This is a genomic window from Chryseobacterium viscerum (assembly GCF_025949665.1).
Classification (GTDB): Bacteria; Bacteroidota; Bacteroidia; order Flavobacteriales; family Weeksellaceae; genus Chryseobacterium; species Chryseobacterium viscerum_A.
Genome location: NZ_JAPDFT010000001.1, coordinates 1,839,588 through 1,864,864, shown reverse-complemented (window position 1 = coordinate 1,864,864; position 25,277 = coordinate 1,839,588). Strand labels below are relative to the sequence as shown.

21 protein-coding genes are annotated in these 25,277 nt (G+C 37.5%); 18 read left to right on the top strand and 3 right to left on the bottom strand.

The features are described from left to right. Positions 1 to 55: 55 nt before the first annotated feature. Positions 56 to 439: a winged helix-turn-helix transcriptional regulator gene (locus OL225_RS08460; RefSeq protein WP_047374845.1), complete on the bottom strand. Its 384-nt coding sequence runs from the start codon at positions 437 to 439 to the stop codon at positions 56 to 58. 159 nt (positions 440 to 598) lie between these two features. Here OL225_RS08460 and OL225_RS08455 point away from each other — a divergent pair, with 159 nt between their 5' ends. From OL225_RS08455 to OL225_RS08415, 9 genes are all read left to right on the top strand, one after another. Beyond that, on the top strand, positions 599 to 1,528 hold the full coding sequence (locus tag OL225_RS08455) for an alpha/beta hydrolase (protein WP_264517954.1): 930 nt from the start codon (positions 599 to 601) through the stop codon (positions 1,526 to 1,528). A gap of 8 nt (positions 1,529 to 1,536) precedes the next feature. Continuing rightward, the gene (locus tag OL225_RS08450) at positions 1,537 to 2,703 is read left to right on the top strand and encodes an MFS transporter (RefSeq protein ID WP_264517953.1); all 1,167 of its coding nucleotides are present in this window, start codon (positions 1,537 to 1,539) and stop codon (positions 2,701 to 2,703) included. 74 nt (positions 2,704 to 2,777) lie between these two features. Continuing rightward, positions 2,778 to 3,479, top strand: a complete 702-nt coding sequence (locus tag OL225_RS08445; RefSeq protein ID WP_264517952.1) for a DsbA family protein — start codon at positions 2,778 to 2,780, stop codon at positions 3,477 to 3,479. Positions 3,480 to 3,581: 102 nt separating this feature from the next. Then, positions 3,582 to 4,163 (top strand): nucleosidase, encoded by a 582-nt coding sequence (locus tag OL225_RS08440; protein WP_047374838.1) that lies wholly within the window; start codon positions 3,582 to 3,584, stop codon positions 4,161 to 4,163. 72 nt (positions 4,164 to 4,235) lie between these two features. Continuing rightward, positions 4,236 to 5,030: a helix-turn-helix domain-containing protein gene (locus OL225_RS08435; RefSeq protein WP_047374837.1), complete on the top strand. Its 795-nt coding sequence runs from the start codon at positions 4,236 to 4,238 to the stop codon at positions 5,028 to 5,030. Positions 5,031 to 5,099: 69 nt separating this feature from the next. Next, positions 5,100 to 6,110: a S41 family peptidase gene (locus OL225_RS08430; RefSeq protein WP_264517951.1), complete on the top strand. Its 1,011-nt coding sequence runs from the start codon at positions 5,100 to 5,102 to the stop codon at positions 6,108 to 6,110. Positions 6,111 to 6,120: 10 nt separating this feature from the next. After that, positions 6,121 to 6,642 carry a GNAT family N-acetyltransferase gene (locus OL225_RS08425; RefSeq protein WP_047374835.1) on the top strand — a complete coding sequence of 174 codons (522 nt, stop codon included), beginning with the start codon at positions 6,121 to 6,123 and terminating at the stop codon, positions 6,640 to 6,642. 51 nt (positions 6,643 to 6,693) lie between these two features. Beyond that, positions 6,694 to 7,269 (top strand): Crp/Fnr family transcriptional regulator, encoded by a 576-nt coding sequence (locus tag OL225_RS08420; protein WP_264517950.1) that lies wholly within the window; start codon positions 6,694 to 6,696, stop codon positions 7,267 to 7,269. Between the two features lie 158 nt (positions 7,270 to 7,427). Continuing rightward, positions 7,428 to 8,240 carry an alpha/beta hydrolase gene (locus OL225_RS08415; RefSeq protein WP_264517949.1) on the top strand — a complete coding sequence of 271 codons (813 nt, stop codon included), beginning with the start codon at positions 7,428 to 7,430 and terminating at the stop codon, positions 8,238 to 8,240. A 214-nt stretch (positions 8,241 to 8,454) separates the two neighbouring features. Here OL225_RS08415 and OL225_RS08410 read toward each other — a convergent pair whose 3' ends face one another. Then, the gene (locus OL225_RS08410) at positions 8,455 to 9,552 is read right to left on the bottom strand and encodes a TauD/TfdA family dioxygenase (RefSeq protein ID WP_264517948.1); all 1,098 of its coding nucleotides are present in this window, start codon (positions 9,550 to 9,552) and stop codon (positions 8,455 to 8,457) included. A 216-nt stretch (positions 9,553 to 9,768) separates the two neighbouring features. Between OL225_RS08410 and OL225_RS08405 the strand changes: the two genes are divergently transcribed. Genes OL225_RS08405 through OL225_RS08365 form a run of 9 tightly spaced genes read left to right on the top strand, consistent with a single transcriptional unit; the run spans position 9,769 to position 23,461 of the window. Further along, on the top strand, positions 9,769 to 11,295 hold the full coding sequence (locus tag OL225_RS08405; RefSeq protein ID WP_264517947.1) for a pyridoxal phosphate-dependent decarboxylase family protein: 1,527 nt from the start codon (positions 9,769 to 9,771) through the stop codon (positions 11,293 to 11,295). Beyond that, the gene (locus tag OL225_RS08400) at positions 11,267 to 13,675 is read left to right on the top strand and encodes a GNAT family N-acetyltransferase (RefSeq protein WP_264517946.1); all 2,409 of its coding nucleotides are present in this window, start codon (positions 11,267 to 11,269) and stop codon (positions 13,673 to 13,675) included. Before OL225_RS08405 ends, OL225_RS08400 begins: the two co-directional genes overlap by 29 nt. Further along, positions 13,668 to 14,984 (top strand): lysine N(6)-hydroxylase/L-ornithine N(5)-oxygenase family protein, encoded by a 1,317-nt coding sequence (locus OL225_RS08395; protein ID WP_264517945.1) that lies wholly within the window; start codon positions 13,668 to 13,670, stop codon positions 14,982 to 14,984. The genes OL225_RS08400 and OL225_RS08395 overlap by 8 nt, the downstream gene beginning before the upstream one ends. A gap of 7 nt (positions 14,985 to 14,991) precedes the next feature. Further along, entirely contained in the window at positions 14,992 to 16,803 is a 1,812-nt protein-coding gene (locus tag OL225_RS08390; protein ID WP_264517944.1) for an IucA/IucC family protein, read from the top strand. Beyond that, positions 16,800 to 18,203 carry an MATE family efflux transporter gene (locus OL225_RS08385; protein ID WP_264517943.1) on the top strand — a complete coding sequence of 468 codons (1,404 nt, stop codon included), beginning with the start codon at positions 16,800 to 16,802 and terminating at the stop codon, positions 18,201 to 18,203. The genes OL225_RS08390 and OL225_RS08385 overlap by 4 nt, the downstream gene beginning before the upstream one ends. Position 18,204: 1 nt before the next feature. Next, positions 18,205 to 18,450 (top strand): acyl carrier protein, encoded by a 246-nt coding sequence (locus OL225_RS08380; RefSeq protein WP_002979498.1) that lies wholly within the window; start codon positions 18,205 to 18,207, stop codon positions 18,448 to 18,450. Positions 18,451 to 18,454: 4 nt separating this feature from the next. Beyond that, the gene (locus OL225_RS08375) at positions 18,455 to 19,843 is read left to right on the top strand and encodes an AMP-binding protein (protein WP_264517942.1); all 1,389 of its coding nucleotides are present in this window, start codon (positions 18,455 to 18,457) and stop codon (positions 19,841 to 19,843) included. Next, a complete protein-coding gene (locus tag OL225_RS08370) occupies positions 19,830 to 22,271 on the top strand; it encodes a TonB-dependent receptor (RefSeq protein WP_264517941.1) in 2,442 nt (813 codons plus the stop codon). The genes OL225_RS08375 and OL225_RS08370 overlap by 14 nt, the downstream gene beginning before the upstream one ends. Before the next feature lie 2 nt (positions 22,272 to 22,273). After that, positions 22,274 to 23,461 (top strand): PepSY-associated TM helix domain-containing protein, encoded by a 1,188-nt coding sequence (locus OL225_RS08365; RefSeq protein WP_264517940.1) that lies wholly within the window; start codon positions 22,274 to 22,276, stop codon positions 23,459 to 23,461. Positions 23,462 to 23,746: 285 nt separating this feature from the next. Here the strand turns inward: OL225_RS08365 and OL225_RS08360 are convergent, their stop codons facing one another. Then, the gene (locus tag OL225_RS08360; RefSeq protein WP_264517939.1) at positions 23,747 to 25,240 is read right to left on the bottom strand and encodes a PLP-dependent aminotransferase family protein; all 1,494 of its coding nucleotides are present in this window, start codon (positions 25,238 to 25,240) and stop codon (positions 23,747 to 23,749) included. Between the last annotated feature and the right edge of the window lie 37 nt (positions 25,241 to 25,277).

Sequence of the window (25,277 nt, the reverse complement as noted above, 5' to 3'; positions counted from 1 at the left end):
ACCTTGTTTGGAGTTTCGGGGGATTTTATCTGCGATAAAATCCCCCGAAACTTTTTTATAATAATTCTTCTGCATTTTCCTGTACCTGCATCATTTCCCTGTGTTTTCCTCCCCATTCATCAAGCTGCTTCCAAATAGGAATCAGCTCTCTGGCAATATCTGTAAGCTCATAATCTACTCTTGGCGGAACTTCTGCATGAACGGTCCTTTTTACCAAGCTTTCTTTTTCCAGTTCTCTCAGCTGCAGGGTAAGCATTCTTTCTGTTATTCCACAAATAGAGTTTCTTATTTCACTGAAGCGTAGTTTTCCGTCCTTTAATTTGTTTAAAATAATCAGTTTCCAACGCCCTCCAATTTTACATACTGCATAACTCAGATCACATCCCTGTATATATTGTCTGTTGATATTATTCGTTGAATTTTCTTTGATTTTGCCCATAACTTACAAATTTGTTAGTACCATACATTTAGCTGTATACAGTGCAAATGTAAGGTTTGAGATTTAATTTTGTTCAACAAAACAGAAAATACACTGCAATAGAAGAACAATAGCGCTCAAGTTCTCAACAGAAACAATAACAACTTAATTCAAAATACAATGCAATTAACGCCTAAGATAACACAGATTTTAAATCATTTAGAAACCATACAGCCCTTCAATCCTCAGAATTCTTTAGACGGAGCAAGAAAATTTCTTGAAACCATGTCTCTTCAACTTAGTGGGAAGAAAGAATCAGTAAACATGATTGAAGAGCTGCATATTCCACAGGAAAATCATCAGATTCCTATCAGGATTTACCGTCCTAAAGGAAAAGATGTTCAACAATCACCAGCTATTATTTATATTCATGGAGGATGGTTTATTGCCGGTGGGTATGAGACTCATGATGCTGTAGTCCGTAAACTGGCCAATAAAACCGGATCAGTCGTTATTTTTATAGATTACCGTCTTGCTCCCGAACATCCTTTTCCTGCTGGTTTAAATGATTGTATTGATGGTGTAAAATGGGTATTTGAAAATGCAGAATCTTTAGGAATCGATCCTGATAAGGTTGGAATCATAGGTGATAGTGCCGGAGCAGCTTTGTCAACGGCAGTTTCTACTCAGCTAGGAAAGCATCTGAAGTTTCAGGCATTGATTTATCCTGCAGTAGACAATCAATTGAATTCAAAGACCTGGGAAACGTATGAAAACGGTCCGGTTCTCAATAAGCAGGGAGGTGTAGAAGCCTGGGCAGGTTATCTTCCGGAAGAAGAGAAAGATAATCCTCTGGCAATTCCTGTCTTGATTAAAGATTTTAAAGAAACACCACCTACTTTAATCATTCTGGCTGAACATGATCCTTTACTGGATGATGGGAAACAGCTTTCTGCTAATATGAAAAATGCAGGAGTTGAGCTTACAACAAGTCTTTACAAAGATATGGTTCACGGTTTTATGCATATGGGAGAGTTGTTGGAAGAAGTACAGTCAGCCGTAGATGAAATGGCTGTTTTTGCCCATCAAAATTTGAAATCTGACGAATAAAAAGTATCATGAAAAAATATGCATACATTGGATGTCTGGGATTTATAGCGGTTATTACAACAGAGTTTGGTGTCATCGGAATTCTCCCGCAAGTTGCAGAGCATTATAAAATCAGTATAGACAAAGCAGGGTATCTGTTGAGCGCTTTTGCATTAATTATCGCTCTTACAGGACCTTTTATGACCTTACTTACATCAGGTTTTGACCGTAAAAAAATAATGCTCACAGCCATTTTCATGTTTCTGATTACAGGATTTGTATCTTCTTTTTCGCCTCCTTTCTGGCTGTTGATGCTGGTTAGGATTTTACCGGCATTTCTTCAGCCCGTGTATATTGCGTCAGCATTATCTGTAGCAGTCTCCCAAGCGGATGACCGGAAAAAAAATGAACTGATGGGAATTGTATTTAATGGAGTTGCCATTGCAATGGTCACAACGGTTCCTTTTGCCACATGGATTGCAGGTCTTTGGTCCTGGGAGTATTCATTTATGATACAGACTGTAGTAAGTCTGATTGCTTTAGCAGTCATTTATTTCCTTCTTCCTCCGATGCCTGTAAAAGAGAAAAAATCTTATGGAAATCAGGTCAGAATCCTGAAACAGCCCCCATTTATTCTGAGTACGCTGACTAACTTTTTTATGATTACCGCATGGTTTTCTACCTATAGTTATTTTGCAGATTATCTGAATAAAGCCAAAGGAATGGATACTTCAATGGTGAGTTACATGCTTTTGTTATTTGGAATTATTGGAGTGATAGCCAATGGAGTTGCCGGAAAAATGCTTAATAAAAATGTAGCAGCTACAACCGCTATTTTCCTTTCCGGAACTATCTTAGTGCCCATTCTTCTCTATTTTTCTGATGGAAATTTATGGGCAACGATTGCCGTTATCGGAATCTGGGGATTTCTGTATTCACCCAGCTTTTTGAATGCATCTACCTATATGATCTCTTCAGCTCCGGAATCACTGGAATTTGCCAATAGTCTTGCCACATCATTCGGAAACCTGGGAGTAACAGTAGGAACTACAATCGGAGGATGGATAATCGTTACAAAAGGAGTAGAGTATATTCCATGGATAGGTTTGTTTTTCGGGCTTCTTGCATTTCTGATGATGATTTTAAAAGGTATATTGGAAAAGCGTAGTCAGGTACTTTCCACCTGTCAGAATTAAACTGTAATGATTTTTGTTACATTAAATAAAATACACTATCTTTGTGCTACTAATTTGATTTAAAATTAAATACAATGAAAATAGAAATCTGGTCGGACGTGATGTGTCCGTTTTGCTATATCGGAAAGAATAATTTTGAGCAGGCTTTGAATAAGCTTCCTTTTAAAGATGAAGTAGAAGTGGAGTGGAAGAGCTTTCAGCTGGATCCAAGTTTAGATCCGAAAGAAACTCAGGATACCATTCAGTATTTTAGAGAAAAAAAAGGTTTTCCTGAAGCTCAGGCTACCCAAATGCTTGGGCAGGTAACTCAAATGGGAAAAGAAGCCGGAATTGATTTTAATTTTGGAAAAGCTTTAATTACCAATACTTTCAGTGCTCACAAACTGCTTCATTTGGCTAAAAAGCATAACAAATCCAATGAAATGGAAGAAGCATTATTTATTGCTCACTTTATTGATGGGAAAAATGTAGGAGATACAGAAGTTTTGATCGCTCTTGCAGAAAGCTTAGGAATTGATAAAGAGGAAGCAAGACAAGCAGTTACAACAGATCAATGGGATGATGAAGTGAATCAGGATATTCAGGAGGCAAGAAACAATGGTATTTCCGGAGTTCCTTTCTTTGTTCTGAATGGTAAATATGCCGTTTCCGGCGCTCAGCCTGTAGAAGCGTTTGAGAATGCGCTTCAGCAGACTTACAAAGAAACCGTAAGTCCGTTTAAGGATCTTTCCGGTGAAAACGGAGCTTCCTGTGATGCAGACGGATGCAGCATTTAAGATATCAAAACCCCAAAATAGTTTTATTTTGGGGTTTTTAATTTAATAGAGTCTTGTATCTTTGTATTACAGCAACACCAGCTGTATAAATCTGATTTCTCAATGATAAAAATTAACAACGAAACTCATTATTCAATTGATGATACCCTTTTTGTTTTTGCATTAGATTCCGAAGCAGGAACCGTTTTCGATGATAAAAATAAATTAATTACCGGCATCGGAAAAGTAAATGCTGCAATCGAATTAACCAAAGAGATTCATGCAAGAAAACCTAAACTGATCGTGAATTTAGGTTCTGCAGGAAGTAAAGGATTCCATAAAGGAGAAGTGGTATGCTGTACAAAATTTATTCAGCGTGACATGGATGTAAGAGGGCTTGGATTTAAACTATATGAAACCCCGCTGTCCGGAGTGCCGCCTGTACTGGAATATGGTCTTAGAATGGATACTCTTAAAGAAGGAATTTGCGGAAGTGGTGACAGTTTTGAAATGAACCATTCTGAAACTGATTATAATATTGTAGATATGGAAGCCTATCCGTTAGCATTGATTGCCCAAAAGGAAAATATTCCGTTTCTATGCCTGAAATATATCTCCGACGATGCAGGTAGTGATGCAGCAGACGATTGGAGCGTACAGGTACATCTGGCTTCTGAAGCCTTTAAAAAAATACTGTTTTCATAAATAATATAATCCTGAACAAAGTTTCAGGATTTTGTTTTCTATTTGTATTTTTACTTCCAACCCATCACTACTATGAAAGTTACTTTTTATGAGCCTGTACATTCTGTTTTGAAAAACTACATTCAAGGATATTATTTTATAGAAAAAGATGATGATCAGGAACCTGTCAAATATCTTACATTTCCAGACAATTACTTTATTGTATCAGCATGTCAGGATGTATTTGTTACGCAGGATAAAGGGTGGGTAGAAATTACCAGATCTTCATCTGAGAATATCGTGGTTGATTTTGTATTCAGATGTTCTGTTCCTACAGAAATTTTTTATCGGGAATCAGTTAATGAAGTTACAATCTACTTTAAGCCGTTAGGTATTTATCATTTTTTTAATGCTGATAAAAGCGAGGATCTGGAACAGGAAATCAATCTTTCAGACCTTACAGATATGATGGATACTGTTTTAAAAGAGCCTGACAGGAAAATACAAATTGAAATCCTTGAAAATTATTGTCTTTCCAGATTCCGGCAGAGAGACTTGCATCTGGCTTATGCAATATTGAATGATTTTGAAACAGAATTGAGTATCGAAGAAATTGCTGTGAAAAATAAAATTACAAGACAATATGTAAACAAGATCTCTCAGCGATATCTGGCTAAGCCAGCTTCAGAATTCAGAAAAATACAGCGGTTTCGTAAGGTTTTGATTTCAAATAAAAAATCCAGAAATCTTACAGAACTTTCCTACGAAAATCTATTTTATGACCAATCCCATCTCATTAAAGATTTTAAGGAACTCACCAAAATAAGTCCCGGAAAATTCTTTGAGAATGTAGATACTGAACAAAATAATGTTTGGTTATTTATCTGAGTTTCCATTTTTACAATTCATAGAAAACTCATTGAAATACATTTGTTGAAATATTAAATCCTTATTTCAATGAAAAAATCATGCGTTGGGCTTTTCCTTTTTACTTTCTTATTCTCGAATGCCCAGAAAAGTGGTACTTCCACAGTTCTTACTGATATTACAGAAAAAGTAAAAGACTATTATATTGATAAAGAAGCTTATAAAAAAGCAGATTCTCTATTCCGGAATGAATTGAATAAGGGAGCGTTTAATGCTCTCAATAAAAAAGACTTTGCAGCGCTGCTCACTCAAAAGTTAAGAACAACCATTAAAGACGAACATTTTTTCGTTAAATATCTCGAAAATTACATGCCTGAAAAACAGATGAGTGAGAAAGAAAAAGAGAAATTGAATAACGAACATAACAGTCTTGAAAACTTCGGATTTGAAACGGTTCAAAGACTCCCGGGTAATATTGGCTACATCAACTTTAAGGGTTTTGCCTCTCCTGAAGCCAGTGAAAAAACATTGGCAGCTGCTATGAATTTTGTTGCCAATACCCATGCTCTTGTTATTGACCTCCGGGAAAACGGAGGTGGAGAAAACGGAATGGTTCTTCTCTTCTGCAGTTATTTTTTTGACAAAAAAACAGATCTTTATACTACATATTTCCGGCATAATAACAAGACTGTTTTAAACAGTACCCAGCCTGAGGTTTCCGGACAGAAATATCTACATAAAAAAATTTATATTCTTACCAGTAAAAATACTTTTTCCGCAGGAGAAGCAGTAGCTTACTTCTTGCAGCAGTATAAACTTGCTGAAGTGATAGGTGAAAAAACAGGAGGTGCAGCCAATCCTGTAGATCATTTTATTATTCAAAATCAATATTTACTACTTGTCCCGGCAGGAAAAATAACATCTTTAGCAAGCCAAAAAAACTGGGAACATATAGGAGTAACTCCTAATCAGGAAGTAAAAAGCGAAGATGCTTTAAAGGCCGCTCACATTAAAATTTTAAAAAATATAATACTTGCGGAAACAAAAACAGAATTAACCATACCTGAAATAAAAAATCTTATTAATAAATTAGAAGAATAAATATTCTGCTATGTCATCAATAATCATCAATACATCCGGCGAAAAAGACCTTGAGATACTTCAAAACATTGGTATACAAACTTTCACTGAAACGTTTGCAGAAGATAATACGGAAGAGGCCATGAAAAAGTATCTGGAAGAAAGCTTTAATACTGAAAAGATCAAATCTGAGCTGAATAATCCCGAGTCCTTTTTCTATATTGCCTGGGAAGAAGACAATCCTGTAGGTTACCTGAAAGTCAATTCTGGCAAGGCACAGACAGAACTTCAGGATGATACAAGCCTTGAAATTGAAAGAATTTATGTAAAGAAAAGCCATCACGGGAAAAAAGTAGGACAGCTTCTTTATAACCAGGCTTTAGAAACAGCCCGGCAACTTCACAAATCATACCTGTGGCTTGGGGTTTGGGAAGAAAATCTGAGAGCTTTACAATTTTACAGAAAAAATGGATTCATTGAATTTGATAAGCATATTTTCAGATTGGGAGAAGAAGAACAGACAGATCTCATGATGAAAAAAATATTGGACTAATTTTTTACCCACAGATCTCACAGATTTTCACAGATAATGATGTCTACCAAAATGAACAATTCAGAATTTGTAAAGCAGATTAATCAGTACTATCCTTTATCCGAAGAAACGATTCAGGATTTATTGGATATCTGTACGGAAGAATACTATCACAAGAATGATCTTCTGCTGGAATCCGGTTCCATGGCAAGGTATTATTATTTTATCAAATCCGGACTGATAGGGTATTATACAGTAGATGAACTGGGAAATAATATTTATAAAATCTTCTTCGAAGAAAACAGCTTTGTAGCTTCCACAGCAGCTATTATTAAAAATGAACCCAGTGATTTCAATATCATTGCACTGGAAGACTGCTCGGTGATACAATATCCCGCAAAAGCCTATCGTGAATTACTGGAAAAGCATCATGATCTGGCACTTTTTCATCTTTGTTATCTGGAAAAAAACTGGGTGGTAAAAAAAGAACCTCTGGAAGTTTCTTTAAAATACGAAACGGCAAAAAAACGGTATTTACAATTGCTTGAAAATAAGTCCCTTTATAATAGATTAAAACAGCACCACATCGCTTCTTATCTTGGAATAACACCTACACAGCTAAGCCGGATAAAGAAGGAAATCAACTGATATTCCTAAGTCAGGAAATAAATTAACAAAAGCTTCAACATATGTTGAGGCTTTTTCTCTTTTTCTGACGCAATTTTGCTCTGTCATAAGATCATTGGTACACTATATGTTCTACAATTTAGAGGCCCATGATTATCATTAATTAAACATTTTTCAGCATGAAGAAGCTTATCAACATTGTATTTGTATTAACTGCATGTATTCAGTTATCAGCACAAAAAATTATTCATCAGGAAATTTTCAGTCCGAAAATGAATAAAAAGATCAAAACAGTAATCATTACCCCTAATCTCCAACCTAATACAACCTATCCGTCTGTTTATATTCTTCACGGTTTTAGCGGCAATCCGGACAGAATCATTAAACAGGATATTCCGGATCTGGTAAAAAAAGCACAGGAACTTAAAACAATCTATATACTTCCGGATGGAAACTACAGTTCGTGGTATGTGGACAGTCCAATCGTTAAGGATTCACAATATCAGACTTTTATTGGAAAAGAGCTGGTAGAGTTCATTGATAAAAACTATCCTGTGAAAGCAGAGAAAAAATTCCGTGGAATTTTAGGATGGAGTATGGGAGGTTACGGAGCTACCAATATCGGAGTTACTTATAATAAAACATTTGGTATCGTGGGAAGTTCTTGTGGAGCATTAGATTTCAACTCTTTCGGAGAAGGCTATCAGAAATATATGGTGAATAAAGTGCTGGGACCGCTGGAATCTATCAATCCCAATTTCCTCACTGACAGCAAAATAAAGTTAATGGCTGGAGCCGGACAGCAATATATTTTCGATTGCGGAACAGAAGATACCCAAATGATCAACATGAATAGAAACTTTCATAAAAAACTGACAGAAATGAAGATCCAGCATCTCTACACAGAGTCTTTGGGAGGACACGTCCCGGAATATTGGAGCAGATCATTATCTGAACAATTGTCTTTATTTGACAGATTCTTTAAACAGTAAATTATAAGCTTTTAAGTTTTGGCTAAAGCCCACTTCTATTGATATAAAAACTAATCAATATTCAATAGGAACGGGCTTTAGCCCGTTTTAATAAATAAATATAAATTCCGATGGCTTTAGCCAAAACTTAAAATCAAATAAAAAAATCCTTTTTGAGCCATGCCCAAAAAGGATTTCGATTGATTGATGTTCAAAATGCTAACAGGTCAGCATATTAAAAGTGTTGAAAGTTTTTACCCAAATGTTCCTCTATCACAAAGAAAGGATCTTCTGTAAGCGTATGTGCCCTCATATCAATAAGGCTCACTTTACTCATCATACGAAGCATGATTCTTCTTTCGCACGGATGTTCTATTCCGTCAATATTTCTTACTCCCGCACGGAAAGCAGATCTTCCGTGAGCACATAAGTGATTGTTTACCAGAATAACGTCTCCTGCCTGAGGCGTAAATCCTGAGTAAATCAAATGTCTGGCTTCTTCCCAGAACTCATGCAGTGTACTTTGCGCTTCATCCGATTGTTTTATGCTGGAATTGAAAAGCTGTTCTGCGGCATCAAATCGCATAAACGGAAGACTGTAATTGCCATACAGTACAGAATCTAATGTCTCTTCTTCATTTTCTCCTGTCTCCAGATTGGCATCTTTCGGAATTTTATAGATACGCTCAAAAAGAGGTCTGTAATTTTCCCCAATAGACTCATGAGAACGGATAGAATAAAGAGTAGAAGGAACCTGCTCCTCATTTCTTACATACATAAAGCTTAAGTAGTCAGCCTGATGTTTCAGAAAAGCATCTTCTGTGTGTACATATAAATCTGTTGAAGATCCTGATCCTGTCTGCGTTTCCTTCATTTTTTCATCAGGAATGATGGCATGAATTAATCCGCCTCCTTTACGCTGTGAATAATATTGTACAGGCTTTGACGGAAGTGCCCCATGGATAAGCGCACATGCAAAACCATATAAATTAAATTTTGAATAATCTGCCGCCTGCCAATTGGGAGGGGTAGATCCTATGTCCTCCTGATCGATATCCATTAATCCTGTAAAGATCAGTGCACCATACTGATTTTTTGAAAAGTCACTCGCAAAATCAGCCGCTATATTTAAAATTCTCTCCGGTAAGAAATAAGACGCCAGCTGATGTACATGCTTTATAAAATCACGGTTTTCATAATTGTCATACTTTTTCTGAAGGTGCAGAGCTGCATCTTTTATCATTCTTCTTTCCTGAGAGGTGACTTCTATGACCGTAGGAAGCAGTTTTACCGCTGTTGAACAGTCTTTATCTAAAATTTCTGTAGAATTCATTAAAAAAAATTTGGTGTTAAGTAATAATTTTTATCTTTGTTTTTAATTATTCTAAATAACAATAGCTGGTTCAAATTTAGTAATAATTACGCAACCACCAAATAAATTATAATAAAAAATGTAAAATTTAAAAACCTGACTATCAGATATATATAATAGTATATCGAAAAAACCACAACAACTCACAGATTTAAAAAATCACATTACAAAACTTTTATGAACAACAATTTAATATCCCTAGAAGAGCTCGCAAGCACAACTTCACCTCACATTTCGGGGAATTTTGGGAATATTTTTCATCCTGACAATTATGATCATTATCGTAATGCTGTCAACAGTACTTTAGACCTGGTTCAGGAATTTCTTCACAGAAACAACAAGCCTTTCAGTGGTATAGAAGCCAAAACAATGAAAGGAATGGTACAACAGATTGATCTTAATCAAAAACTTTCTAATTATAATGAGCTTCTGGCAGAAGTAGATGATATTTATGTAAAACATGCCACAGCTTTTCATCTTCCACAATATGTAGCTCATCTTAACTGTCCGGTAGTAATCCCGGCATTGGCAGGAGAAATTCTTGTAAGTGCCATCAATTCTTCACAAGATACTTATGATCAGAGTGCAGGAGGAACTTTTATGGAAAGAAAACTGATCGACTGGACTGCCGGTCAGATTGGATATAATACGAATGAAAGCGACGGTGTTTTCACAGCGGGGGGCTCACAGAGTAATTTAATGGGATTGGTCATGATGCGTGACTGTTTTTCTCAAAAAAGATACAACCACAATATAAAGATGGATGGTCTGCCAGCGGAGGCAAGCCGTTTCAGAATATTTGTTTCAGATAAATCTCACTTCAGCAATCTGAAAAATGCGTCCATTATGGGACTGGGTGAGAAAAGTATTGTTAAAGTACCTACTGATGACCGTTTCCGTATGGATATTTCTCTTTTGAAAAAATACATCAAGAGAGAAGAACAGTTGGGAAATATCCCTATTGGTATCGTAGCGACAGCCGGAACTACAGATTTTGGAAATATTGATCCATTGGATGATATCGCCAATATTGCAGAACAATATAACATCTGGATGCACGTAGATGCCGCTTACGGTTGTGCTTTATTATTAAGTGAAAAATACCGTGACCTTATCAATGGTATTGAAAGAGCAGACTCTGTAACGATTGATTACCACAAATCATTCTTCCAGCCTATCAGCAGCAGTGCTTTCATTGTTAAAAACAAAAAAGAACTCCTGATTCTTAAACATCATGCCGATTATCTGAATCCGAAAGAAATGGATGAAGAAGAAATTCCGGCACAGATCAATAAATCCATTACTCAGAGTACGAGAAGATTTGATGCTTTAAAACTTTGGTTTACCATAAGAATGATGGGTAAAGAACAATTAGCAGAATACACAGACACCGTGATTGATCTTACCAAAGATGCGGCAGCAATGATTACTGAAGATGCAGATTTTGAGCTTCTTTCAGATTCTGACTTAAGTGTTCTTGTTTTCAGATATGTAAATCCGGAAATCAATGATCTGAATGCGCTGAATCAATACATTAAGATGAAACTGTTCTACAGCGGAGAAATCCTTGTAGCAAGTACAAAAGTGGATGGAAACTTCTATCTGAAGTTTACGTTCCTGAATCCGATTACGACTACGGAAGACATTCATCAAATTCTCACCACAATCAAAAATCATGGAAAAGACTTTAATTCAGAAAAATAGAACAGGAGAAAAAGCCCGGGAAATTACTTTCAGAATTCTGTTGAACGGAATGCTGAGAGAACTGGGAAACGGAAAATTCTATCAGGGCGTTCCGAAATATGATCTTCTGACAGCAAAAGCTCTTCAAAACAGTGATTATTCATTGTTTATGAGATTTGAAATGAAGAAAAACGGACTGTTTTTATTTGCTCCGGTTTCCTATCGTTCCGAAACTCTTTTTCATGAATACGGACCTGTTTTGTGGGCGGTAGATCACCAAAATCAAGAAGTTTTTGAAGTTAATGATCAAAAGCTTACTGAACTGGTTTACAAGGAACTTTCTGAGACTACAAACGAAAAGGGTTTCAGAAACTTTGTGGAAAGAATTCAAAGCAGCTTAAGAAACCTGGAACTGACAACAGAAGCATGCCTTAAGGATGATCAGTTGTTGACCTATTCTTTCCTTGAATCTGAGCAAATGCTTCCGGCAGGACACAATCTGCATCCTTTTACCAAATCAAGAATGGGGTTTTCTGAGGAAGAACAGCTTTTATATGGTCCAGAATTCGGAAAAGGATTTCAGCTGGATTATTTCCTGATTCATAAAGACTGCATCACGGAAAAATCTCTTCCTGGGATTTCTGCAAAGGAAATCTTCGAAAAATGGACTTCTTTACCGGAAAGCTACGATTTTGAAAACATCAATGATTTTTATATAGTTCCATGCCATCCATGGGAGGCACAATATCTTTTATCAACAGCAGAATACCCTGAAATGTTGGGTTCCGGGAAAATCATTCACATCGGACCTTTGGGTGAGGATTTTTATGCAACATCTTCTATAAGAACAGTATACAATCCTGATTTCAGCTGGATGTTAAAGTTCTCTTTGCATGTTTTAATGACAGGTTCTGTAAGAACAAATAGCTTAAAAGATCTCAACAGAGGTTATGCTTCCGCAATCTGGTGGCAGCATCAAAAAGCTTCATTTGAACAAAACTTTCCGAATTTTAAATTATTATTGGAACCTTCAACCTTAAGCGTTCATTATGAAGGAAAAAATATGGACAGTCTGAATATATTGCTCCGTGAAAATCCTTTTTCAAATGAAGATAAAGTGATTCTATTAGCAAGGCTTTGTCAGGATGAATCTACAGATGGTTTCAATTTTACGACCCATTTCTTTAAGAATGTAGCCAATCAATTGGGTGTAGATGCTGAAAAAGCAGCTATTATCTGGTTTGAAAAATATGTGAATCTGTTGCTTTCGCCTTTAAACAGATTGTACAATCAATTAGGTATGGCGCCGGAAGTTCATCAGCAGAATCTGCTTGTTCAGCTGGATAATCAATTGCTTCCTCAATCTATTTATGTGAGAGACGGGCAAGGGTATCTGATCAAAGAAAGCTTCAAAGGAAAATATGAATCTCTGATTAAAGATTACCCTGAAGTGGAAGATCTTTTCATCAGAGATGAGCGCCTTCTGGACATTATTTCTCATCATCTTCTGGTAAGTAACCTGAGCGCACTGATTGCTTCAATAGGTAAAACAGGATTGGTTAAAGAAAGAAGACTGATTCATATTCTGTACAGGGAGTTTGAAAACCTTCATGAAACTGAACCTTCATCGTTGACAGATTATGCATTGAATCAAAGATATTGGGCCGTAAAATCAAACCTTCAGTCGGCAGTTGCTGATGTAGACGGTGGCGTAAATGCTTCTTCAATTTCTTATGCTAAAGTTCCGAACCTTCTTCACAAGCATTTCTTCTCGGATCAGCTAATCAATCCACAGGGAACAGAAGTTTTCTTTAAAAGATACTTCCAGAAAGAAGATGTGACGATGAGTATGCGTCCCATAGATCTTGAAAATGACCTTGAAATGCTTCATGAATGGTTCAACCGTGAACATGCCGTAAAAATCTGGCAGATGAACTGGCCTATTGATGAGTTGGAAACGTACTACAGGCTGATGCTTCCAAGTGATGAAGCGCACAGTTATATCATCGCAGGAAACGATGAACCTTCTTGTAATATTGAGGTGTATTGGGCTTGCAGAGATATTGTAGGCGATTATTATGAAGTGCTGCCTACGGATTACGGAACACACCAGTTCATTGCACCTATTGATCCTAAAAAGAAATTTGTGTCTCCATCCACTCAATCTATGGTTGATTATGTTTTTGCACAGCCACAGGTAGGAAAAATGGTAGGAGAAGGGTCTGTAGACTCTCTTGCGTCTATGATGAACAAAGCTCATGTAGGCTTCAAAGTAGATAAAGTAATAGAAATGCCTCATAAAAAAGCCAATCTGAACTTCTGTTACAGAGAATGGTACTGGGAAAAATTCCCACAGAATAAAGAGGTACAAATCACCACAAACATCACAAAAAATGACTAACGAAGCCGTATACAATGTAATAGGCATAGGTATAGGTCCTTTCAATCTGGGACTTGCCGCATTATCCAATCCGATTTCGGAACTGAAAACCCTTTTTCTGGACCAGAGAGATGGTTTCGACTGGCACCCGGGATTGATGATTGACCATGTAACCCTGCAGACCCCATTTTTATGCGACTGCGTATCCATGGCTGATCCTACGAATCCTTTAAGCCTTTTGAACTATCTGAAAGAAACCGGAAGACTGTATAAGTTTTTTATCAGAGAAGATTTTTTCATTCCGAGAAAAGAATACAACCGTTACTGCCAATGGGTAATTGAACAGCTTCCACAATGCCGTTTTTCTACTCAGGTAGTGGATATTACTTATGAAGATGGTTTATATCATGTAACTACGATTCACACCAAAACCAAAGAAACTACGGTTTTCAAAACGGAAAGACTGATTTTGGGAACGGGGACACAGCCTCATATTCCTTCTTTCATTCCGAAGGATGATTCCCGTGTTATTCATACAAGTTCTTATCTGTACAGAAAAGAAGAGCTTTTATCTCAGGGTAAAAAGATTGCGATTATCGGTTCTGGCCAGAGTTCAGCAGAAGTTTTTTATGATCTGCTTCAAAACAGGAATGAAGAAACACAACTTGGATGGTATTCCCGTCCGGACAGATTTTTCCCTATGGAATATTCTAAACTGACACTGGAGCTTACTTCACCTGATTATGTAGAATATTTCTACAACAGAAGCGAGTCTGCAAGGAAAACCATTTTAAGCAAACAGCAGGCTCAATTTAAAGGAATCAATTATGATCTGATCAATGATATCTACGATTTTATTTATGATCTGAATATCGATAATGCTGATCCTAATCTTAAAATTATCCCTAACAGCCAGCTGAATAGAGTAGACAACAGTAATCCTGACTTCATCAATCTTGAGTTTACCCAACTGGAACAGGAAGTACCTTATGATCAGGAAGCTGATTATTTGATTCTGGGAACAGGATACCGTTACCACGAACCTGCATTCTTAAAGAATATTCAGGATAGAATCAAGAGAGATTCCAGCGGATTGTTTGATGTCAACAGAAATTATTCAATAGACCATAACGGAGGCGAAATCTATGTACTTCATGCTGAAGTTCATACTCACAGCTATATTTCTACAGATCTGGGAATGGCTGCGTACCGTAATTCCTACATCATCAATGATATTCTGGGAAGAGAGCATTATAAAATTGAAAAGAAAATTGCTTTCCAGGATTTCGATGTAGAAAAATATGCTGATTTACCAACTGCCAAAATTTAATCAAAAAATGAACACCAACTTAAAAAATACAGTAAGCCAGGAAAACTGGAATCAGGCCAACAGAAATTTAATGGCTAAAACCATCGCAGAATTGATGCACGAAGAGCTTCTAAAGCCTGTGGTAACCTTTGAAAATAAAAACGGATATACTGTTTTTACCCTTGAAACCGGAGTTGAAAATATTGTCTACAGCTTCCGCGGACAGGAAAGAATGATGGATTACTGGCACATTGATAAAGACAGCATTACAAAAACAGAAAACGGTGAAGATTTGTCTTCTGTAGATGTAGCAGCTTTCTTCCTCGAAATGCAGACTGTTTTTGACTTAGATCCTTATACCATTGCAAGATACACGGAAGAATTACTGCATACTTTGTATTGTGATGCTTTAATCTTATCAAGAGGAGTAATGTCTTCAAAAGAGCTTGCAGATGCGGATTATCAGACGGTAGAGCATAATATGACCGGACATCCATGGGTAATTGTAAACAAAAGCCGATTAGGTTTTTCTCCACGTGATCTGAAAACATATGCCCCTGAAGCCGATGAAAATTTAAAAGTAATCTGGCTGGCTTCTCATAAAAGCAGATCGTCATTCCAGTCTTTGGAACATATTAACAGAGAAGAATTTTATCGTTCTGAAATAGGAGAGGATTTATATAATGATTTTCAGCAGCAGTTGTTGAACAAAAGAAAAGTTGTTGAAGATTATCATTTTATTCCTGTACATCCATGGCAGTGGGAGCATAAGCTTCAGATTCATTTTGCCGGAGATATCGCTTCTGGGCTTTTAATCCAGTTAGGTGAGGGTAGTGATACTTACAGTCCGCAGCAGAGTATCCGTACTTTATTCAATGTAGATCATCCTAAAAAGAGATACCTGAAAACGGCTGTTTCTATTCTGAGTACGGGAAATATCAGAGGATTATCACCTAAGCAGATGAAAATTGCTCCAGCCATTACAGATTGGGTAAAAGGCTTGATTAAAGATGATTCTTACCTTGAGAACAAAGAAACTATTTTCTTGGGAGAAGAAGCTGCCATCACCTATCTGCACCCACAATATGGAGCTATTGCGAGCGTACCTTATCAATATAATGAATTCCTTGGCGCATTATGGAGAGAAAGTGCTGAAAACTATCTGAAAGAAGATGAGCAAATGGTAACCATGGCTTCTCTGCTTTATGTAGATGAGAGTGGAGTTCCATTGGTTCAGGCATTCGCAGAAAAAGCAGGTGTAAGTATCAAAGAATGGATTGAAAGCTATCTTGATGCCTATCTTACGCCTTTGTTACATATCTATTACACACATTCATTATGTGTAACGCCACATGGAGAAAACATTATGGTGGTTTTGAAAAACGGAGTTCCAAAGAGAATCGTAATCAAAGACTTTGTGGATGATATTGTACTTACCACAGAAGCAAGAGAAAAACTTCCTGCACATCTTGCGGACGGTTTGATTCAATCTTCCAATAAAGAAAACATTCCGTTGTTTATTTTACTTGGCGTTTTTGATGCTTTCTTTAGATATCTGTCGAATGCTTTGCATACCTATTCCAACTTTAATGAAGAAACATTCTGGGAGCTGGTTCACAACTGTGTAGAAAATTATAAAGCGGAGAATACCCATCTTCAGGAACGTTACGAAAAATATGACCTGTATGTGCCTGCATTCAAAAGATTCTATATCAACAGTCTGCGTCTGAAAAATAACGGTTACAGTGAAAACAAGGCATTTGCCATTCCGAGAAAAGACGGAGCACTACCTAATCCGCTGTATCAGATTGCCAATAAAAATTCAGTAGCAGCAGTATGAGGAAATTCCTGCATATACTAAAAGAAGGAGCGGTTTTTACGTATGGAGCCATAGCCGGAAAGAAAGTTGAACTGACTTCCGGAAGTATCAACCGTTCCATCTTTAGTCTTGCCATTCCCATGGTGATGGAACTTGTCATGGAATCTGTTTTTGTGAGTGTCAATTTATTGATTATCGCAAAATTAGGCGACAAGGTTCTTGGTCTTGTGGGAATTACAGATAACTACATCAACTTTGCTTATGCCATAGCAGTAGGTTTGGGAATTGCAGCAGCAACTCTGACCGCCAGAAGAGCAGGTGAAAAAGATAAAGAAGGAATGGGCAGAACAGCCCAATACATCATCTTGCTGGCTCTGTTTTTTGCAGTGCTTATTGGTGGAATTTCCTGCTTTTTTGCATCAGAAATTGTTGATTTTCTGGGCATCAATGCCAGTACGGTAACCGAAGGTGTTTCTTTCTCAAGACTGGTCTTCCTGAGTATCGGGCTTGTGATTCTCCGCTTGTCTGTCAATGGACTTTTCAGAGGGGCTGGTGATGCCGATATTGCCATGAAATCACTTTGGATCTGCCATATTTCCAATATCATTTTTGCAGTGATCCTGGTTTTTGGATTAGGATTTATTCCTGCTTTTGGATTGATGGGATTGGCCTATGCTACAGTTTTATCAAGGCTTTTAGGGGTTTTATACCAAGCTTTTGTATTTGCCACAGGAAAAACCAGCATCAGTATCAGAGTTCCTTTACAGCTTGATATTCCATTACTGCAAAAGATTTTGAAAATAGCTTTTGGAGGATTGGTTCAATATATCATCCCAACATCCAGCTGGCTGATTATGGTGAAGATCATCTCCACCTTCGGAACTACAGCGCTTGCAGGATATATCATTGCCCAGCGTATTGCTTCTGTAGCTACGATGCCTGCCTGGGGAATAGGAAATGCTGCCGGAGTTCTTACAGGACAGAATCTGGGTGCCGGAGAACCTGAACGTGCTGAAAAAACAGTCTGGAGAGCCGGAACCATCAACATGACGTATCTGGTACTGGTAGCCTTATTCTGGCAGCTTGCAGCGGAATACGTAGTGAAATTTTTCACTACAGAACCTGAAGTCGCCAGATATGCGGTGCAGTACATCCATGTGGTATCGATGGCGTATCTGCTGTTAGGATTCACTATGGTGATCAGCCGTGCTCTGAATGCGGCCGGAAACATTCTGCAGGTAACGTTGCTGTACCTCGTGATGTTTTATGTGATTCAGCTTCCTCTGGCTTATCTCTTAGGAGTAAGATTTCAGTGGGAACTGAGAGGAATATTTACTGCCATTGTTTCTTCGGAAATAGTTTTGGCTGTACTATTCCTCATGATTTTTAAAAATGGAAAATGGAAAACTATAAAAATTTAAAATGAACACTACAGAAGAATTTTATGAAATTATCGCCTCTGCCATCGCAATAAAGAAAGAATTGGTAGATGAAAAACTAACATATCAGGAAATCCCGGAATGGGATTCTATGTCTCATCTTCTTATCGTAGAAGCGCTTGAACAGTTTTATCAAATCAAGTTTGATTTTAACGATATCCTGGAGATGGGAACCGTCGGAAAGATTCGCGAAAAAATGAAAAAATACGATGTATTCGTAGAAAACTAAGCATATGAAAATTTTAGAAAATGTAATTGCCAACAAGAACTTGGGGTTTACGGATGCTTCCACCGGTACAACAATACCGGTGGGAACACTGTACCGGTCTTTAGGCTTAAACCCGGTAGAAAAAGGGCTGCTCTTTTTGTACAATGACAATCAGCTGTCCAGCATTGAGGTGCTGCTCAATTTTTACGGAACAGCACACACTATTGCGGTACTGGGACAGAAACTGCATGAGGAATTCAAAGAACGTATTGAGGCGGAATATCGTCCGAAATACATCTTTGATCCGCAAAGAGAAGCCATTGAAGGATATACTCTGAAAGCATTCTCAGACAACATCAGCATCTTTGCAAAGAATGATTATAAGAGTGAAGTTACCATTCACCCTGACATTAAAATCCTTTTGAGTACTTCAGGGACAACAGGTGTTCCGAAGCTGGTTAAATTATCTGACGAAAGCCTTTATCAGAATGCGTTGAGCATCCTTCAGTACATGCCGATTCAGGGAACAGATGTGGTTCCTTTAAATGTTCCGATCAACTTTGTATACGGATTCTCTATTTTCACCACCAACTGTATGCGTGCCGGAAGAATCGTGTGTACAGATAAAGACATTATGCAGAAAGCATTCTGGGATGAAATGGAAGAGTACGGTTACAGTACTCTGGGCGGAGTTCCTTTCCTTTATGAAAACCTGAACAGAATAGGATTTTTCAGAAAAGATTCTCCAAGCCTGAGATATTTTACCCATACCGGAGGAGTGATCAATGCTGAGCTGAGAAAAACTATTTTCTCTTATTGTCATGAATTTAAAAAGGAATTCTTTGCACAATACGGACAAACGGAAGCAGGAGGAAGAATGGCTTATCTTACTACAGAAGGATTGCTGGAAGAAGAAACATCAATCGGAAATGTGGTAGAAAGAGGAAGCTTCAAAATTGATTCTGAAACGGATGAATTGCTGTTTTCTCATGTCAGTATTTTCGGAGGGTATGCCAATAAACTGGAAGATCTTGCCACATATGAGCAGCCTTCCGTACTGCATACCGGAGATACCGCCAGAAAAGGTGAAAATGGAATTTATTATATCACAGGAAGAATAAAACGTATCATGAAGCTTTTCGGAATACGTCTTAATCTCGATGAGGTAGAATTCATTCTTAAAAATGAAATGCAGGGCAATACCTTCGTATGTCTGAATGCCAATGATAAAAAAATCGTGGTGTTGTATGACAATCCGGAAATAGATCCTCAGATCATCACCGCAACCATTAAAAATAAACTGCGTATCAACCCACAATATGTACGCACTGAACTTATAGAATCATTCCCATTATCACAAAACGGTAAAATAAACTATCCCCTGTTACAAAACTTACAGCATGAAAACATCTAAAACCCTTATATTACTTCTTGGTCTTGCTTTATCTTCAAATTCGCTTTTTGCACAACAAGGCGACAGAATTCATGGCAAAATCATGCTGTCTGAAAAAGCACCGGTAAAAAACGCTGTTTTAAGGCTTGTCAACACGTCTTATCAGGCAAAAACCAATAATTTAGGAGAATATTACTTTGAAAATGTGCCACCTGGAGAATATACGCTTCAGGTGGTTTTAAATGATATCGAACTGATGAGGGAGTCCATCCACATTCAGAAAGATGTCTATGAAATCCCTGCTATCTACGCTCCTTTACACAATAATGTGATTGAGGGAATTACCGTATATGCAGTGAGCAGAAATAAATTTTTGGATAAAGACAGTACTTCAGTGGCCAAAATGCCATTGAAAGTGCTTGAAAATCCGCAGGCTTATACAAGCATCAACCAGCAGATCATGAAAGAACAGCTTACTTACGATATCTCGGAAGTATTGAAAAATGTTCCGGGAATGGTAAAAATGCAGGGAAGTCCGGGAAGAGGTTCCGGAGACGGAAGTTTCTACTACAGCCTTAGAGGTTTTCCTACCAAAGTATCTATGGTAGACGGTGTTCCGGCAACCACCAACGGAGAAATAGATCCTGCCGATCTTGAACGTCTGGAAGTGATCAAAGGACCTTCAGGAACATTGTATGGAGGTGCTGTAACTTCTTTTGGAGGTTTGATTAATGCTGTAACCAAAAAACCGAAAGATTATTTCGGAGGAGAAGCTTCTTATCTGATGGGAAGCTACAATCTGAACCGTGTAACAGCTGATGTTTACGGACCGATTACAGAATCCAGAAATATGTTATTCCGTTTGAATGCCGCTTATCAGTATCAGAACGGATTCAGAGATTCTGAATTCAGGAAATCATTCTTTGTAGCACCTACAGTAAGTTATCAGGTTAATGAAAGATTGAAATTTAACTTAGGAGCTCAGATCTACAATTATGAAGGAACTAATACTCCAATTATTTTCCTTCCGAGAACAAGGCAATATTTTGCCCACAATCCTGACGAGTTAGGCTTCGACTGGAAAAGATCTTACTCCAATAATGATATGACCTTAAAAGCTCCATCTATCAATGTAAAAGCAGAAGCAAACTACAAAATTTCAGATCAATGGACTTCACAGACTTTGCTTTCAAGAAACTTCAGAAAAACAGAAGGTTTATATCAATATCAGTTTATCAGAGGAAATACAAGTGATGCCATGCTGGAACGTAACGTACAATGGCAGAATTCAGAAGCCTCTTCTACAAGTATTCAGCAGAACTTCAATGGACAATTTAATATTGGTAAAATTAAAAATAAGGTGTTGATTGGGCTAGATTATCTGAATCAGACAATCAATAATAACCATTCTCCAATTGTAGTCTTTGATAATGTCAACGGACAAAGCTTAGAAGGATATCCGAATATTTCTAAAGATCTTGCCCTTCAAAAAATCCAGGCATTTACACAGGCAGCCATTCAGGCAGGCAAAACACCTTTAGTGAGAAATAATTCTGCTTCAAACCTTTATGGAGCTTATATTTCAAACGTTACTTATATTACAGACCGTTTGATTACCCTTTTAAGCTTGCGTATGGATCATTACGAAAGTAAAGGACAGCTTAACCTGAATGATAACAAACGTACCGGTGATTTCAACCAGACCGCATGGTCTCCAAAAGTGGGAATCGTATACCAGATCCTTAAAGATCAGCTATCTGCTTATGGTAACTATATGAATGGTTTCAGCTATACAGCACCTGTTGCACAGCAGCTTCCGGACATTAGCGGAGAGATGAAACCTCAGATGGCAAATCAGTGGGAAGTAGGAATTAAAGGAAATCTTTGGAGAAATAAAATTAATTTCACCGTTGGATACTACGATATTCTTGTAGATAACATCCAGAGAGGAAGTGGCGTAATCCGTGACGGAAAAGAGTACAACATTGTTGTTCAGGATGGAACACAAAGAAGTAAAGGTATTGAAATTGAAACCATCATGAACCCTGTTCAGGGATTAAATATTATGGCCGGATATGCCTACAATCACAGCAGATACGAAAAAGCAGATCCCACTGTAGAGGGACGCCGCCCTGAGTCTGCAGGTCCTGCGAATGTATTCAATTCATGGATCAGTTATATCCTTCCAATCAAAGGACTTCAGGGACTTGGAGTTGGTTTTGGAGTAAACCGTGTTGGAAAACAGATTACCGGAAACAAAACCGTTACCGGACAGTTTGCATTCCCAGCCTATACTTTAGTGAATGCTTCCATCTCCCTTGAAAAAGAAAGATACAGATTAGGATTTAAAATGAATAACCTGGGCAATGTACAATATTTTGCAGGGCAGGGAGTGGTAGTCGCTCAGATGCCTCGTAATTTTGTTGCTGAGGTAAGCTTTAAATTTTAAGAATGAAACTGAAGTTTAGAAAAATTGCATATCAGTTACATCTATGGCTCGGACTAACGTCCGGGCTTATAGTTGTTATCATGGCTGCTACAGGATGTATTCTGGCTTTTGAAGAAGAATTAAAACACTTTGTTCACCCCAACAGATATTTTGTTGAAAACATCGGAAGAAAAAAACTTTCATTAGCTGAGCTTACGGAAAAAGCAGAAAAGGCACTTCCAAAAGATTTGAAAGTCAAAAGGGTAGTCATGCCTTCTGATCCCTCACGAACGTATATATATCGTACCTTAAAAATGAACGATGAAGCATGGACGTATTGGGGAACTTATCTTTATTATTATCGAATTTATGTAGATCCTTACACCGGAAAAGTGCAGGAAGTAGAAGACGCCAAAAAAGACTTCTTTGAAATTGTACTGGATCTTCACCGAAGACTTCTGCTGGGTGAAAAAATCGGAAAAACGATTACCGGTTATTCCACATTGATATTGGCTGTAATCCTTCTATCGGGGCTTGTGATATGGTATCCCCGAAAAATGAGTAAAGCCATGCTGAAAGGAATGTTTTTCATTAAAACATCCGCCAATTGGAAAAGGATTAACTATGACGCTCATAATGTGTTGGGATTCTATGCCATTATTCCTTTACTCTTAATCTCTTATTCCGCATTGATATGGAGCTTTGAAGATGTAGACAAATGGGTAAAGACCACATTGAACGGAAATACTCCCACAGAAAAGAAAGCCAAAAGTACAATTCCTTCCGAGGAATTTTCAAACCGTAAAGATATTCTCAATCTCATTGGAAATACCATGGAAAAAGGGTTGAAAGACAAGAAATCAGCCCTTGTCAATTTTCCGAGATCGGAAGAAGGAACCTATTATGCTGAACTTACTTATGACGGAAGGCAATACAGGAATGAACATTTTAATTTTGATCAATATTCAGGAGATATTTTAAAATCTCAATCTTATAAAAACAAAAATATCGGATGTGGAACCGCATTAAGAGAAAGGAATTATGATCTTCACACTGGAAGCATCCTGGGACTGACCACCAGAGTCATCTATTTTCTGGCAGCACTTATAGCACTGTCACTACCAATTACCGGTTTTATTATCTATTTGAATAAGAAAAAGAAGAAACCAAAACATAAGAAAAACAAAGTAGTTTTTCCTTCTCACAATTGATAAAGAGAAGTAAAGGTATTCATTATCAATTTTATCGCAGATAAAATCCTAGCGCCTTAAAATAAAGTATTATAATTTAACTTGCGCCTTTGCGATTTCCAAAAAACTTTGATCAGAAGAGTATCTTAGTTTTAGAACGCAAAGGCGCAAGTTTTTTAATCTCTTTGTATTTTTTTTAAGACGCAAGAAAATCAAAGACTTTCAGCAAGAAATATGATATAATTTTTCACAAACTTTATAAGTATCTATAAAAAATCTGCAAAATTCCCTAAATCTGCGAGAAATTTAATCATCAACCAATCCCTTCACATTCTTCGAAAAAACCTCAATTCCTTTATTCATCTCTTCAAAATTAAGATCTCCAAACCCCAGACGCATTGCCGTAAGCCCTTTATTCTGATACAGCAATGTTTTGGGAATGAAAAGATTGTCTTTTGCACAGTTTCGACTCAGCTGCATCAGATTCAACGAAATATTCCATTCCAGCCATATGGCAAGCCCACCGGAAGGCTTTTGAAAAGTAATATAATCACCCAGATTCTCTTCCAGCAACACAGAAAAATGGTCACGCCTTTCCTGATATACCTTTAAAGATTTTTTCAGATAACGGTTAATTTCCCCTTCTGCAATCATCTCCCCAAGCGCTCTTTCCATCAGAATATCTCCCTGGCGGTCAATGATACCAAGATATTTACGCATTTCTGTCATTAGATTCTCCGGAGCAACAATAAATCCTGTCCTGAATCCCGGAGCTAAAGATTTTCCAAAAGAACCGATATAGATCACCATTCCGTTTGTATCAGCACTAGCCAAAGGAAGAATTGGACTTTTATCATAGTGAAATTCATAATCATAATCATCTTCCAGAATAATAAATCCGTACTCGTTGGCCAATTCCAATAATTCAAACCTTCTCTGAGCACTCAGTGCAACGGTAGTAGGATAGTGGTGATGAGGTGTCAGATAAAGCATCCGTATTTTTTGCTTTTTACAGGCGTCCCTTACACTTTCCACTATAATTCCTTCCTCATCAATGGGAATAGAAACAATATCAACCCCAGCTTTCATAAAGATCATATTAACAGAAAAATAACTCAAAGCACCCACCAATACAGTATCTCCAGCCGAAAGAAGAATTTCGGAAACAATATAAATACTCATTTCCGTACTTCGGGTAATGAGAAGATTGTTCTTAGAAATAGGAAGTCCGCGGGAAAGATTCAGGTATTGGGATAAATGTTCTTTAAAAAATTCACTTCCGTCATGATTATAATGTCCAAAAGCTTTTTGGTTAGATTTACGTTTCAGGATAGAACTGTAAAACCGCGAATGCTGTCCGATTTGGGTTAAACGGATATCCGGTACCCCATCATTAAAGACATACTCACAGTCAGAATGTTCAAAAGGATTATCGAGAATATTGGATGTTTTGAATGAAAAACCAGTCGAAATAGGATAGTTTTGAAGGTTATTTTGCTCAAAATCGTTCACTTTCACAGGTTTTTCCTGATCTTTTCCAATCACAAAGGTTCCTTTGTTGGGAAAACTCTCTGTCCAGCCCTGGGCCGACAATTCATCGTACACCGCAACAGCCGTATTTCTGTGGATTTCCAACATTTCACTGAAGGATCTTGTCCCGGGAAGCTTGGTTCCGAAAGGTAAAAACCCTCTCTGAATCGCATTGATCAGCTGATTGGCAATCTGTAAATAGATAGATGTCTCTGATTTTCTATCAATCTTAATAAAACTTTCGTAAGGAATCTTAACCGGACTATCCATAATATCAAAACTGGCACAATACAACCATCCGGCAATA